Genomic DNA, 14,108 nt, shown 5'->3' on the forward strand with positions numbered 1-14,108 from the left:
ATGGGACGGTAAGCTTGCGGTAATCGACGCGCGCTTTACCGGCAGCCGGGTCAAGGGCGTCATATCACGAAGGACAACGGTCCATGTTCACTCGGTTCGTTTGCATCTGCCTCGGTGTTTGCATCGTCGGTGCGACCGCGCTCGCGCAGACATCGCCATCCCCAACCGGTTCAACCCGCCCGGCACCTGCGACACGGCAGCCGGTCAGTCAGGCTGAGAAGATCAACCTCAATACCGCTCCGGTCAGTGAGCTGGTGAAGCTTCCCCACCTCAGCGCGCGTGGCGTCACTGCCATCACGGAGGCGAGGACGAAGTCCAAGTTCAAGGACTGGAATGATTTCGTGGGTCGACGGGTCGTGCCGCGATTTGTCAGGAGCGAGATCAAGGACCTCGTCACATTCTAGCGGATCTCCACCGGCCGCGCGTCGATCGTCCGGCGATCAGAAGCCGCGGTTGCTGAACTCAAACAAGGATATGCGTGAAATGAAACGAGTAGCTGTTTTCACCGCGGTCGCGGTCGTCGCGATGGCGTGTCTTGGCTCGACCGACGCCACGGCGGGTGACCGGCGGGCGGGCGCCGTGGCCGCCGGCATCGTTGGCGGCCTGGCCGTCGGCGCTTTGTTGGGCTCCACCATGAGTGCCAGGGCCGCTCCCGTCTATGTCTACGAGAGGGACTATTATTCGCCGCCGCCCGTCGTCCACTACCATCGTCACGTCTACGAATATGGCGACGACTATCCCAGCGGATATGATCATGGTTATGCCTATGGGTACCGGGAAGGGTACTCGGATGGCTATTGGGACAACGAATAGCTGCACGGCCACGCCTACCGACCATGAACAGCCGAGCCTGCAATTGATCTTCGGCGCTGCCGCCCGGGTGGCGATTGCCGGCTCGGCTTGTCGCCACCGGATCGAATGACTATCGTCGTTCGGTGGATATGGGTACGGAAGCGCGGGGCAGGGCGATGCGCGGTCGGACTGACGGTTTCACCTTCGGATCGAAGATGGATGTGGTGACCTGGCCGGCCATCGCGATCATCCTCGCGGCGGGCGTTGCCTTCTCCTGGAATCCGACGCCGATGGCGCAGTTGCTCGCAGCCCTCTTCGTCGCGTGCGGGATCGTGCACGCTATCGCCTGCTACGGAACGAAGTCGGCGCTGGTTTTCGTCGCGATGTCCGTCGGGGTCGGATTCGCGATGGAGAATATCGGTACCACCACCGGCTTCCCGTTCGGCCGATATCATTTCGAGATCGGATCCGACCTCATGAAGGTCGGATCCATCCCGTTCATCGTCGGCCCGATGTGGTTCGGTGCGGGCTATTTCTCCTGGGTGGTCGCCGCGACGCTGCTCGGCGGCGTCGATCGCCGGCTGGATCGCCGGTTCAACGTGATCGTGTTGCCGGTCGTCGCGGCATTCGTCACAGCGCAGTGGGATCTGGTGATTGATCCGCCCAGCGCGACGATCGCCAAGGCATGGATCTGGCATGAGGGCGGAGCCCTGTTCGGCGTGCCGCCTTCGAATTTCTTCGGTTGGCTGCTGACGTCATGGCTGTTCTTCCAGGGCTTTGCCCTGTACCTGCACCTTCGCGACGATCCGGCCGGACCCGATCAGGTCGCCGACCGCAGGCTTCGCCTCGTCGGCATCCTGTTCTACGTCTGCGGCGGCATCACGCATGTCGTGCCGTGGATGTTGGGTCAATCCGGTGACATCGCGGACGCCGCGGGCCAGTCCTGGCGCTTGCAGGATATCCGTGGCGCGACCGTCGTGATCATGGTGTTCACCATGCTCTTTACGTCGCTGCTGGCGCTGATCCGATTGCTGGACCGTGCGCGTCCCGACGAAAGGCCGCGCGTCAGTAATTGATCCGCAGGCCGATGCCGCCGTGCAGCGTATTGCCGACCGGCTGCGGTCCCGCGGTGCCGTTGAGGAACAGGTCGGCGATCCAGCCCTTGGTGATGCGGAAGCCGACCCGGCCGCCATATTCGAACCAGCCCTGGTTGCCGATCGTCGGCACCACGGTCCCTTCGCCGGTGACGGTGGCCACGATGCCGGAACGGGTGGCAAAGGATTGCACCCAGCCGCCGTTGATATTGGCTTCGACGTTCGACCCGAACAGATGCGTCCATTGGCCGCCGATCTTGACCAGACTGGTGCGGTCGGTGCCGTCCGCAATGCTGGCATCGAATGGATTGAAGGCGACGGTGGGATCGCTGTAGCCCTTGACCCGCTGCCACAGCTGCCAGACCTCGACGGATGCCGCGACCTCGTCGCGCGCCGACAGCCGGCTGATCCAGCCCGCGCGGCCGTAGACGCCGTAATTCTCGCTCGAGGTCTGGCCGGTCACCGACACCGGGCCGAGGCTCGTCGTGTAGCTGCGGGTGTAGCGCACCTTCTCGGATGGCGAGAGGATGGTGCCGATGTCAAAGAACGGGCGCGACGAGCCCCAGTCGACGAAGTCGTAGCGCAGCGCGAAGGCGCCGATCGGCGCGCTGGTGACGTTGTAGCCGCCCTCGCCATACTGTGTGTAGGCAATGCCGGCAAGCAGCGACAGATTCGGCGTGATGGTCTTGCGGCCATGAATGCCGGCCGAGAACGAGCCGGCCGAGCCGAAGGCGCTGATGCAGTCGTCGCAATTGATCTGTTCATTGACGCCGAGCAGCACCGTGCCGAGCACGCGGTTGGTGATCATCTGATTGAAGCGCTGGTCCGCGAGCCCGTTGATCGAGTTGCCGCTCGACGGTGCGCCGGTGATCGGCGTCGGTGTCGGCGAAGGGCTCGGCGTTGGCGTTGGCGTCGGGGTTGCGGTGGGGGTCGGAGTAGGCGTCGGCGTCGGTGTCGGCGTGGACGTCGAGCAGTTCGACGACGGCAATAGTGATTCCGAGGGGACCGACGTGCAGTTCGACGTAGGCGTGGATGTCGACGTTGGGGTCGGTGTCGGCGTCGGCGTCTGAGCATGGGCCACTGTGGCGAACGCCTGTAGCATTGCGAGCGACAACGCCGTCGTCAGAGCGATCGACAGGCCCAGGTGACGGAGACCGCGTGCCATGCTCACCGTCCGCACAGCATGCCGGTGGGATCAGCGCCGGCCGGCATTGCATCCGCGTATTGCGTGACCGCGCAAAGGCCGGCGGCTGCGTTGCAGGTCGCAGCGAAGGTCCATGGCGGGTTGTTGGTCTTCTGGATCGTGCTGCGGCCGCCGCTCGATGTGATGATCGCGGTGTCGCCGGGCTGCGTCAGGTCGATGCACTGCCGGCTCGTGGTGCAGACGGTCGATGCGCCTTCCTGCAGCACGACGATCGTCTGGCCGCGCTGCGAGCGGATATCGAGCACCGTGCCGCGAACGCCGATGGTCGCCAGCGGCGTGGTGATCTTGTAGGCGGCCTTGTCCGAATGGCCGGTGACGAAGCGGAATGCACCTGACGTCAGTCGGATCGCGACATCACGATAGTGATGCTCGTCGTCGAACACGGTGCGATCGAGCTTGAGCGATGCATTCGGCCCGAGCGAGAGGTTGGTGCTGTCGGCCATCACCAGTCGCGCGGCGCTTTCGAGACCGGTGCGCACCGTTTCATCACGCAGCAATGCGTCACCGACATTGATCGGCGTGACCGAGGCCGCGACGCGAAGCACCTCGTTCTTCACCATCGCCGCTTCACCGACGCGCGATTGCGCCTGAGCAGGATGCGCCGTCAACGCGACGGCGAGACCGAGTGCAAATACCGAGAAAAAGCTGTTACGCGAATTCATCTGCAATACCGATCGAATTTCGCCGACACCGTACCGGATCGCAGATGCAGCTGATATTGTATAATTGTCACAAGCTTTGCTGAGTTGAGCTTGATGGTTAGTGTCGATGGACTTGCGAATGTTCACCGTTGCGGAGATCAAGGTGAGTTCCGATCACACTCGTCTCACACATCGCGTTCGTAGCTCACACTTCGCTCACACATCTTCCTCTCGCAGCGTGCCCGTCCTTTGAACATCGCATCCGAATCCCATTCTGTTCTGCGACGTCCTGTCACGCGCACGGCGATCGTCGCGACAATCATCTTCATCGTCGCCCATATCGTGCTGTTGCTCGGGATCACGCTGCCCGACAAGCTCTACTTCGACGAGGTGCACTACGTCCCGGCGGCGCGCCAGATGCTGTTGCCGGTGCTGCAAGAGCCGATCCTCAATCCGATGCATCCGCCGCTCGCCAAGGAGATCATCGCGCTCTCGATCAGGACGTTTGGCGACGTGCCGCTGGGATGGCGCTATCCTGCGGCGCTGTTCGGTGCGCTCGCGCTGGTCGCCGTCTATCTCGGCGGGCTCGCGCTGTTTGAGTCGCAGGAGCGCGCGATTGCCGCGGCCTTGCTTGCCTTCTTCAACCAGATGCTGTTCGTGCAGTCGCGGATCGCGATGCTGGATATATTCGCGCTCACCTTCTCTGTGTTCGCGATCGCGGCCTTCGTGCACGGCTTCAGGCAGGCGCGGCCGCAATCTGCCTTCGCGCTGGCGGGGCTTGCGGCGGGTCTTGCAAGTGCCTGCAAATGGAGCGGGCTGTTCGTGCTCGCGACCTGCATCGCGATCGTCGTGGCGATCCGCCTGCTGCAAGGCTGGCGCGCGCGCTTTGCCGACGCCGATGCGGCGGACTGGTACCGCCCGGAGCTGTGGCCGGATTTCCGGCTGGCTCACTTCGTCGTCTGTTTCGTGCTGATCCCGTCGGTGGTCTATCTCGCGAGCTTCGTGCCGCTGTACGGCCTCTCGTTCTCTGGTCTCATCGAGGCGCAACGCCGCATCTTCGCCGACAACACCACGACCGCGATCGCGGGCCATACCTATATGAGCTCGTGGCCGTCATGGCCGTTGCTGGTGCGCCCGGTGTGGTATCTGTTCGAGAAGGTCGGCGACGACAGGTTCGCGGCGATCGTGTTTCTCGGCAATCCCCTGGTGCTGTGGCCGGCATTGATCGCGCTGATCGTCGCTCTGCGCGACTGGATCGTCGAGCGCCGTCGCGATGCGTTTCTCGTGCTGGCGTTCTATCTCGGCCCGTATCTCGCCTGGGCGTTGCTGCCGCGCACGCTCGGCTTCATCTATTACTATCTGCCGGCGGCGACCACCGCGAGCTTCGTGCTGGTCTATGCGTTGACGCGCAAGCGCGCGCCGCGCTGGTTGTTGTGGGCGTTCGTGGCGGTCGGATGCGCAGGATTCATCGCGATGCTGCCGGTCACGGCCGCGATCATCGGGACGTCGATGGCGACCTTCAATCGGCTGATGCTGTTCCAGAACTGGATCTGAATTGTCCCGAATCGCCTGCCGCGCGAGGCAGGCGGTCCGATATTGCGGGGCGGCTACTGCTGCGCGGTCTTGGTGTCCATGTTGACGACCTGCACGCGACGATTGGTCGGATCCATCGGTGCGTTCGGGTCCTTCGGCCGGGTCTTGCCGTAGCCGACGGTCACGAGGTCGGACCCGTTGAGGCCGTAATGCTCGACCAGATATTTCTTGATGGTATCGGCGCGGCGTTCCGACAGGTCCTGGTTATAGGCCTCGCCGCCGATCGCGTCGGTGTGGCCGGCGAGCACGAAGGTCGAGCCCTTCATGCTGGTATCGGACAGCGCCTTGCCGAGCTCCTGCACCGCCTGGGTCGAGCCCTTGCTGATGTCGGCCGAGTTGTAGTCGAAGTGAATCTCCAGATCGATCTTCGGCTTGCTGGCCGCGATGTCGGCGATCTCCTGGCGTTCGCCAAGCGATAGCGAGCGGCTCTGCCGGTTGCGAACGGTGTTGAGGAAGCTCGCTTCCTTGGCGGAGGCGGCCGGGTCGACCTGGGGGCCGGCCGAGAGGCCGCGGGTGGCGGACTTCGGCTTCAGCGCATTGAGGATCTGGGCAGCCGGGACGGTGTCGCTGCCGGCCAGTGCGACGCCCGCCGTCAGCGACAGCGCGGCGCCGATTGTCAAAACAGACAAGGTGAGGGAGCGGGTCATGGTTCGGTCCTTGAAATGTAGGGCTAGCCAATGCGGCTTGCTGTCGTTTTGATGCTGGGAACCTAGACCCGGTTCAAAGTCCCAAATGTGATTTGGGTCACGCTCGGGGTTTGGACGCCGTCGGGAGGGAGGAGCCATGGCCCACGCCAATCGCGTCCTGCGCTCGATCAATGACGAGGGTGCGACGCGCTGCGTCGATCTCTTCGTTCGCCCGGACGGGACGATCGGCTTCGAGGAGTATCGGCGGGATGTCGAAGACGGCCGCGGCTGGTTTGCGGTTGGCGGTCATTCGTCGCGGGTCTTCCATGAGGAGGGCGCCGCCCTCGAGGCGGCGATGCGCGAAATTCCCTGGCTGCGACAGGCAGTCCGGGCCGAATAGCCGAACCGCTGCGCCGGCGCGCGGAAGCCTGCACGATCACGCGGCTGATTTGCGCCGTTCGGCTCTCCACAGCGGCGCGAATCTCACTACATTGCTGACGCAATGCCCCGCGCCGCCGAACCGCTTTCGTTGAACAATGCCGCCGCCCGCCACATCTGGCTGCGGGCGCAACGGCTCGATACCAGCGTGCCGTTCGGGGAAGGGGCCGCTGCGGTGGCGGCGGCGGTCGACCATCTCGGCTATGTGCAGATCGACACCATCAACGTGATCGAGCGCTGCCATCACCACATCCTGTTCACCCGCATCCCGGACTACCGCCGCGCCGACCTCAAGCAGGCGCAGAGCCAGGACAAGAGCGTGTTCGAGTACTGGACGCACGCGCTGTCCTATGTGCCGTCCAAGGACATCGGAATCTTCCTGCCGGCGATGAGGGCGCATAAGCGCGACGGCCACAAATGGTTCGCCTCGGTCACGCCGGCGGACACGCGCAAGATCATGCGGCTGTTGCGCGCCGGACCGCTGACCATCCGCGACATCGACGACGACGTGCTGACCGAGAAGGAGCACCTCTGGCAGAGCCGGAAACCGTCCAAGCGGGCGCTGCAACTTGCCTTCTATGGCGGCGTGGTGACGGTCTCCGAGCGCGCCGGCATGCTGAAGACCTACGAGCTGATGGCCCGGCATTTCGGCTGGGACAAACCGCCGAAGCCCGCGCCGGCTTCGGCCAGGATCGCGTATCTGCTCGACCGCGCCTTGCGTTCGCAGGGCATCGTCAGCCTCGACTCGATCTGCCATCTCGACGCGCCGAGCAAGCAGGCGGTGCGCGGCCTGATCGAGGCGCGCGTCCGCCGCAAGGAGCTGGTCCGGATCGCGCTCGACGGTGCCGGCAAGCAGGAGCATTGGGCGCGGCCCGAGGTGCTCGAAGCGACCGGCGAGGGCGATCCCGCGCTGGTTCACATCCTGTCGCCGTTCGATCCGCTGGTGATCCAGCGCAAGCGCACCGAGCTGTTCTTCGGTTATGGCCATAGGTTCGAGGCCTATGTGCCGAAGGAGAAACGCCTGTTCGGCTATTTCGCGCTGCCGGTGCTGGTCGGCGACGACATCGTGGCCGCGCTCGACCTCAAGACCGACCGGCAGAACAGGAAACTGCTGATGCAGAAATGGAGCTGGATCGGCAATGGGAAGAAGCAGGCGGGGCGCAAGGAGCTGAAGCGCCGGATCGAGGAAGAGCTCGGCCGCTTCGAGCGATTCCAGTTGGCGGAGTAAGTCCGTCTCTCACATTCGTCATTGCGAGCGAAGCGAAGCAATCCATTTCACCGCGTATGCCGAGCGGTGGATTGCTTCGTCGCTTCGCTCCTCGCAATGACGTCGTGGAAAGTGCAAAAGTTCCGCATTCCGCCTGTGTGCTATGAGTTTTTGCCATTGCTGAAGGCCGGGCCAGCCAATATTCCTCAAGGCAAGCAATCGCCTTGGGGGAAACAGATGAGCCAGACCGCAACCCTTACGCCTGACCGCGGCGCCCGCAGCGAAGTCGAGACCTCGACGATCCGAGCGATCTCCTGGCGGCTGATCCCGTTCCTGATCCTGGCCTACTTCTTCTCCTATCTCGACCGCGTCAATCTGAGCTTCGCGGCGCTGACCATGAACTCCGAGCTGAAGTTCTCGCCGGTGGTGTTCTCGTTCGGCGCCGGCATCTTCTTCATCGGCTATTTCATCTTCGAGGTGCCGAGCAATCTGGCGCTGGAGCGATTTGGCGCCAGCCGATGGATCGCCCGCATCATGGTGAGCTGGGGCATCCTCTCGGCGTTGATGGCGGCGGTCTATGACGAGCACAGCTTCTATGCGCTGCGCTTTTTCCTCGGCGTGGCCGAGGCCGGCTTCTTCCCCGGCATCATCCTCTATCTCACCTACTGGTATCCGGCCGAATATCGCGCCCGCTTCCTCGCCGCGTTCGCGATCGCCGTCCCGGTCTCCACCGCGATCGGCGCGCCAATCTCGGGCCTGCTGCTCGGGCTCGACGGCGCCATGGGACTGAAGGGCTGGCAGTGGCTGTTCATCATCGAGGGCATCCCCTCGGTGCTGCTCGGCATCGTCACCTGGTTCTATCTCACCGACCGGCCGGAGCGGGCCGATTGGCTCTCGGTCGAGCAGAAGGCATGGCTGAAGGCGAAGCTCGATGCCGAGGTGGCGGCCAAGCAGGCGGCCAGGCACTTCACGCTGTTCGAGGCGTTGTGCTCGCCGAAGGTGCTGGCGCTCAGCGCGATCTATTTCGGCTTCGTCGCGGCACTCTATGGCATGCAGTTCTGGCTGCCGCAGATCGTCAAGGCGTTCGGCCTCAGCAATGCGCAGACCGGCTTCGTCACCGCGATTCCCTATGTGTTCGGCACCATTGCGATGATCCTGTGGGCGCGCCGCTCGGACGCCACGCGCGAGCGCGTGTTTCATGTCGGCGCGCCGCTGCTGCTGACCGCGCTGGCGCTCGCGGTCTCCAGCTACATCTCCGATCCGACCTTGACCATGGTCGTCCTGACGGTCGCCGCGATCGGCGTGTTTTGCACCTTCGCGGTGTTCTGGACGCTGCCGACCGCCTGGCTGTCCGGCACCGCGGCCGCCGGCGCGATCGCGCTGATCAACTCGATCGGCAACCTCGCCGGTTTCCTCGGGCCCTATCTGATCGGCTGGGTGAAAGAGAGCACCGGCAACACATCGACCGGCCTTTTGGTGCTGTCGTTGCTGCCGCTGATCGCCGGCCTCCTGGTGTTCCTCGGCAGCCACGAGACCAAGACCGAGTTCGCGAGCGCGAAGTAGAAAACATATGCGTGGTTCGTCCGCGTAGGAATCCTACGATCGCTCCGATCGACGATGCGTCTGATCAAATCGGATAGCGCCACTTCAGCGCGCGTCGGACCAAGAAGATCGCGACCAGCGTGGCGCCAACTGCCGCAAGCCACGCCCACATCAGGGGGCCACCCCGCGCCAGCGCGTAGTGCTCGCTGAATGTCAGGGCCACCAGGACGGCGACGAGCCCTGTGCCCGACCAATAGAGCGGCGAGCGCAACATTCCAGTCGCGGCGTGTTCGGCGGCGCGCTCGCGCGCTCGGCCGACGGACCAGATCAAGAAGCCGGCGTAACCAAGAGCCAGGATCCACGACATCGCCCAACCTCGCATGCCCGTGCTTCAGGGACAGTAAAGGGGGGCCGCGAAAGTCGAGATATCCGGCGAGGGAACTCCGGTCGCGGGCTCTCGCTCACGAACAGGTTATCACTGACGAATATTGACAATCGTCAGTGATAAATTGATAGTCTTCATCAGTCGTCAGCCCGATGGAGATCCCAGATGTTCGTTCGTTCCGTTTTGTCGAGCTATTACAGGCTCTTGACCGGAGCATCGCTGGCCTTTGCCGTGTTCGCGCTGACCGGCTGTAACGAAAAAGCCGCCGAGAAGGCCGACCCGGGACGCCCGGTTCTGGTGGCGACGGTCCATTACGAGGCCGAAACCCCCGAGCGCAGCTTTGTCGGCACCGTCAAGCCCAGGATCGAAGCCGACATGGGCTTTCGGGTTGCCGGCAAGGTGGCCAAGCGGCTGGTCGAGGTCGGACAGACAGTCGACGTCGGCCAGCCCTTGGCCACCCTCGACGAGGTCGATCTGAAGCTCCAGGCCGAGCAGGCGGAGGCCGAATTTCGCGCCGCCACCGGCGTGTTGGCGCAGGCAGCGGCTGCCGAGCAGCGCGCGATCGACCTGAAGGCCAAGGGCTGGACCACCGACGCGCAGCTCGATTCCGCCAAGGCCGCCGGTGACGAGGCCCGGGCGCGGCTGAACCGCGCCGAGCGCTCGGTCGAGCTGACCAAGAACTCCCTCTCTTATGCAACGCTGGTGGCCGACACCCGGGGTGTCGTCACAGCGACCATGATCGAGCCCGGCCAGGTGGTTGCCGCGGGCCAGGCCTCGATCCGTGTCGCCCGACTTGGTGAGAAGGAAGCCGTCGTCGCGATCCCAGAGACGCTTCTTGCTCGTGCCAGGTCGGGCGTTGCCACGGTGACGCTGTGGTCGGACGCGAAGAAGACCTATGCCGCCAGGCTGCGCGAGGTCGCGCCGCAGGCCGATCCCGCCACCCGCACCTATCTCGCGAAATTCTCACTGCCGGATGCCGACGACGCCGTGTCGCTCGGCATGACCGCAACCTTGACCTTGGCCGACAAGGCAAGCGAGCGCGTCGCCAAATTGCCGCTGTCGGCGCTCTACAGCCAGGGCGGCGATCCCTCGCTCTACATCGTCGACGACAAGGGCGACATCGCGCTGAAGCCGGTCAAGGTGAAGGCCTATGAGAGCAATTGCGTCGTGATCTCCGGCGGCGTCGACGACGGTGCCAAGGTGGTCGCCCTCGGTGTGCAGAAACTCGATCCGAGCCAGAAGGTGCGGGTCGTGTCGTCGCTGTCGTTCTAGTCCCGCGTCATTGCGAGGAGCCCGCGACAAAATTGCAAAGCAATTTTGCGCTGAAGCGACGAAGCGATCCACGTCGCCGTACACTGAAGAATGGATTGCTTCGCTTCGCTCGCAATGACGATTGAAGTCGAGACGATTTGGACCTGGAGAGTTCGATGAAGCGCTTCAACCTTTCGGCCTGGGCGGTCAGTCACCCGACGCTGGTGCTGTTCCTGATGATCATCCTCGGCGCCGCCGGCTTCTTCTCCTACGAGAAGCTCGGCCGCGCCGAGGATCCGTTCTTCACCGTCAAGGTGGTGAACGTCTCGGTGATGTGGCCGGGCGCGACCTCGCAGGAAATGCAGATGCAGGTCGCCGATCCGATCGAGAAGAAGCTGCAGGAGCTGCCGTTCTTCGACAAGGTGCAGACCTATTCCAAGCCGGGCTTCACGGCGATGCAGGTCTCCTTCAAGGATTCGACCTCGCCGAAGGATGTGCCCTATCTTTTCTATCTGCTGCGCAAGAAGCTGGTCGACGTGCAGGGCGAGCTGCCCTCCGGCATCCTCGGCCCGGTGGTCAACGACGAATTCTCCGACGTCGATTCGATCCTCTATATGATGACCGGCGACGGCGCCGACTATGCGCAGCTCAAGAAGGTCGCCGAGGGCTTCCGGCAGCGGCTGCTGAAGGTGCCTGGCGTCACCAAGATCGACCTCTACGGCACCCAGGACGAGCGGATCTTCGTCGAGTTCTCGCATGCCAAGCTGGCGACGCTCGGCATCACGCCGCAGGCGCTGTTCGATTCCCTTGCCAAGCAGAACAATGTCACTCCGGCCGGCACCGTCGAGACCTCGTCGCAGCGCGTGCCGCTGCGCGTCACCGGCGCGCTTGATGGCGTCAAGGCGGTGGCCGAGACGCCGGTCGAGAGCAACGGCCGCGTGTTCCGGCTCGGCGATATCGCGACCGTCAGCCATGGCTATGTCGACCCACCGACCTTCAAGGTCCGCCAGGAAGGCAAGCCCGCGCTCGGCATCGGCGTCGTCACCGCCAAGGGCGCCAACATCCTCGAGCTTGGCAAGGAGGTCCAGAAGGCGACCGCCGAGTTCCTGAAGGCGGTGCCGCAAGGCGTCGACATCCAGCAGATCGCCGACCAGCCCAAGGTGGTCGAGCACGCCGTCGGCGAGTTCGTGCACTCCTTCGTCGAGGCGCTCGCGATCGTGTTGTTCGTCTCGTTCGTCGCGCTCGGCTGGCGCACCGGCATCGTGGTGGCGCTGTCGGTGCCGCTGGTGCTCGGCATCGTCTTCATCGTGATGAACGCGATGTCGCTCGACCTGCACCGCATCACGCTCGGTGCGCTGATCATCGCGCTCGGCCTTCTGGTCGACGACGCCATCATCGCGGTCGAGATGATGGTGGTGAAAATGGAACAGGGCTGGGACCGCATGAAGGCGGCGTCCTTTGCCTGGGAATCCACTGCGTTTCCGATGCTCACGGGGACGCTGGTCACGGCCGCTGGCTTCCTCCCCATCGGCTTTGCCAATTCGGCGGTCGGCGAATATGCCGGCGGCATCTTCTGGATCGTGGCGATCGCGCTGGTCGCCTCGTGGTTCGTCGCGGTGATCTTCACGCCCTATATCGGCGTCAAGCTGCTACCGAACATCAAGGTGCACCAGAACCACGATCCGCACGCGATCTACGAGACGCGGATGTATCGCGGCCTGCGCAGCGTGGTGCAGTGGTGCGTCGATCACCGCATCAAGGTGGTGGTGGCGACCGTCGGCGTGTTCGTCGCCTCGATCATCGGCTTCGGCCATGTCCAGCAGCAATTCTTCCCGCTGTCGGAGCGGCCCGAGCTGTTCCTGCAACTCCGGCTGCCCGAAGGCACCGCCTTCAACGTCACCGAAAAGGCGGTGAAGCAGGCCGAAGGGTTGTTGAAGGACGACCAGGACATTCAGACCTACACGTCCTATGTCGGCCAGGGTTCGCCGCGCTTCTGGCTCGGCCTCAACCCGCAGCTGCCGAACGAGGCTTTCGCCGAGATCGTGATCCTCGCCAAGAACGTCGAGGCGCGGGAGCGCGTCAAGGCGAAGATCGAGCAGGCCGCCGCCGACGGCGCGCTGAACCAGGCGCGGGTCCGGGTCGACCGCTTCAACTTCGGTCCGCCGGTCGGCTTCCCGGTCCAGTTCCGCGTGATCGGCCCCGACGCCAACAAGGTGCGCGACATCGCCTATCAGGTGCGCGAGGTCATGCGTCAGAACAAGAACGTCAAGGACGTCCAGCTCGACTGGAACGAGCAGTCGCCCTACCTGAAGCTGGTGGTCGATCAGGATCGGGCCCGCGCGCTCGGCCTGACCCCGCAGGACGTCTCGCAGGCGCTGGCGATGCTGATCTCGGGTGCGCCGGTCACCACCATCCGCGACGGCATCGAGAAGGTCGGCGTGGTCGCCCGTGCGGTGCAGTCCGAGCGGCTCGATCTCGGCCGGGTCGGCGACCTCACCATCACGTCACGCAATGGCGTGGCGGTGCCGCTGCAGCAAATCGCAAAAATCGAATACGCGCATGAGGAGCCGATCCTGTGGCGGCGCAACCGCGACATGGCGATCACGGTGCGGTCCGACGTCGTCGACGGCGTGCAGGCACCCGACGTCACCAACCAGATCTCGCCGAAGCTGAAGGACATCCAGGATCATCTCGAGCCGGCCTACCGGATCGAGCCGGGCGGGGCGTTCGAGGAATCCGCCAAGGGCAATGCGTCGATCTTCATCCTGTTCCCGGTGATGGTGATGGTGATGCTGACGCTGCTGATGATCCAGTTGCAGAGCTTCTCGCGCCTGACGCTGGTGTTCCTGACCGCGCCGCTCGGCATCGTCGGCGCCTCGCTCGGGCTCAACGTCGCCAACCAGCCGTTCGGCTTCGTGGCGCTGCTCGGCCTGATCGCGCTCGCCGGCATGATCATGCGCAACACGGTGATCCTGGTCGATCAGATCGAGAGTGACGTAGCCTCCGGCCTGACCCGGCGCGAGGCGATCGTCGAGGCCACCGTCCGGCGTGCCCGGCCGGTGGTGCTGACCGCGCTCGCCGCGATCCTGGCCATGATCCCGCTGTCGCGCTCGGCGTTCTGGGGTCCGATGGCGATCACCATCATGGGCGGTTTGTTTGTTGCGACTTTCCTGACCTTGCTGTATCTGCCGGGCCTTTACGCCCTCTGGTTCCGCAAGACCCTCGAGGAGAGCGGCGGCGAGCATGCCGATACTGCGCCGCAGCATGCCGGCGATGCGCAACACGCATTTCCGCTTGCTGAGGCGGCTGAATAATTGAACATTGAGCAGGCCAAC

At 64.1% G+C, this 14,108-nt stretch carries 13 protein-coding genes; 9 read left to right on the forward strand and 4 right to left on the reverse strand.

The window, feature by feature from the left end; genetic code table 11:
• Window positions 1–83 precede the first annotated feature (83 nt).
• The 3 genes from CWS35_RS13925 (at window position 84) to CWS35_RS13935 (ending at window position 1,868) form a co-directional block, all read left to right on the forward strand.
• Window positions 84–404, forward strand: a complete 321-nt coding sequence (locus CWS35_RS13925) for a helix-hairpin-helix domain-containing protein (RefSeq protein WP_024580365.1) — start codon at window positions 84–86, stop codon at window positions 402–404.
• Between the two features lie 79 nt (window positions 405–483).
• Window positions 484–813, forward strand: a complete 330-nt coding sequence (locus CWS35_RS13930) for a hypothetical protein (RefSeq protein WP_100956332.1) — start codon at window positions 484–486, stop codon at window positions 811–813.
• Between the two features lie 155 nt (window positions 814–968).
• Window positions 969–1,868, forward strand: a complete 900-nt coding sequence (locus tag CWS35_RS13935) for a carotenoid biosynthesis protein (RefSeq protein WP_157817144.1) — start codon at window positions 969–971, stop codon at window positions 1,866–1,868.
• Here the strand turns inward: CWS35_RS13935 and CWS35_RS13940 are convergent.
• Complete coding sequence (locus CWS35_RS13940; protein ID WP_371682847.1) at window positions 1,858–3,066, reverse strand: hypothetical protein; 1,209 nt, start codon at window positions 3,064–3,066, stop codon at window positions 1,858–1,860. The genes CWS35_RS13935 and CWS35_RS13940 overlap by 11 nt on opposite strands.
• Window positions 3,054–3,752: a FecR domain-containing protein gene (locus tag CWS35_RS13945; RefSeq protein ID WP_024580369.1), complete on the reverse strand. Its 699-nt coding sequence runs from the start codon at window positions 3,750–3,752 to the stop codon at window positions 3,054–3,056. The genes CWS35_RS13940 and CWS35_RS13945 overlap by 13 nt, the downstream gene beginning before the upstream one ends.
• Window positions 3,753–3,980: 228 nt before the next feature.
• Between CWS35_RS13945 and CWS35_RS13950 the strand changes: the two genes are divergently transcribed.
• Complete coding sequence (locus CWS35_RS13950) at window positions 3,981–5,285, forward strand: phospholipid carrier-dependent glycosyltransferase (protein WP_100952230.1); 1,305 nt, start codon at window positions 3,981–3,983, stop codon at window positions 5,283–5,285.
• Between the two features lie 53 nt (window positions 5,286–5,338).
• Here CWS35_RS13950 and CWS35_RS13955 read toward each other — a convergent pair whose 3' ends face one another.
• Complete coding sequence (locus CWS35_RS13955) at window positions 5,339–5,971, reverse strand: OmpA family protein (RefSeq protein ID WP_100952231.1); 633 nt, start codon at window positions 5,969–5,971, stop codon at window positions 5,339–5,341.
• A 136-nt stretch (window positions 5,972–6,107) separates the two neighbouring features.
• On the opposite strand from CWS35_RS13955, the gene CWS35_RS13960 reads away from it, so the two are divergent.
• The 3 genes from CWS35_RS13960 (at window position 6,108) to CWS35_RS13970 (ending at window position 9,158) form a co-directional block, all read left to right on the forward strand.
• On the forward strand, window positions 6,108–6,350 hold the full coding sequence (locus CWS35_RS13960) for a hypothetical protein (protein ID WP_100952232.1): 243 nt from the start codon (window positions 6,108–6,110) through the stop codon (window positions 6,348–6,350).
• A gap of 102 nt (window positions 6,351–6,452) precedes the next feature.
• Window positions 6,453–7,616 (forward strand): winged helix-turn-helix domain-containing protein, encoded by a 1,164-nt coding sequence (locus CWS35_RS13965; RefSeq protein ID WP_100952233.1) that lies wholly within the window; start codon window positions 6,453–6,455, stop codon window positions 7,614–7,616.
• A gap of 216 nt (window positions 7,617–7,832) precedes the next feature.
• Window positions 7,833–9,158: an MFS transporter gene (locus CWS35_RS13970; RefSeq protein WP_100952234.1), complete on the forward strand. Its 1,326-nt coding sequence runs from the start codon at window positions 7,833–7,835 to the stop codon at window positions 9,156–9,158.
• Between the two features lie 64 nt (window positions 9,159–9,222).
• Here the strand turns inward: CWS35_RS13970 and CWS35_RS13975 are convergent, their stop codons facing one another.
• On the reverse strand, window positions 9,223–9,504 hold the full coding sequence (locus CWS35_RS13975; protein WP_100952235.1) for a hypothetical protein: 282 nt from the start codon (window positions 9,502–9,504) through the stop codon (window positions 9,223–9,225).
• A gap of 183 nt (window positions 9,505–9,687) precedes the next feature.
• On the opposite strand from CWS35_RS13975, the gene CWS35_RS13980 reads away from it, so the two are divergent.
• Both CWS35_RS13980 and CWS35_RS13985 read left to right on the forward strand, forming a co-directional pair.
• Entirely contained in the window at window positions 9,688–10,794 is a 1,107-nt protein-coding gene (locus CWS35_RS13980; RefSeq protein WP_024580376.1) for an efflux RND transporter periplasmic adaptor subunit, read from the forward strand.
• A 155-nt stretch (window positions 10,795–10,949) separates the two neighbouring features.
• The gene (locus tag CWS35_RS13985; RefSeq protein ID WP_024580377.1) at window positions 10,950–14,087 is read left to right on the forward strand and encodes an efflux RND transporter permease subunit; all 3,138 of its coding nucleotides are present in this window, start codon (window positions 10,950–10,952) and stop codon (window positions 14,085–14,087) included.
• Window positions 14,088–14,108 lie beyond the last annotated feature (21 nt).

It is taken from the genome of Bradyrhizobium sp. SK17, assembly GCF_002831585.1.
Classification (GTDB): Bacteria; Pseudomonadota; Alphaproteobacteria; order Rhizobiales; family Xanthobacteraceae; genus Bradyrhizobium.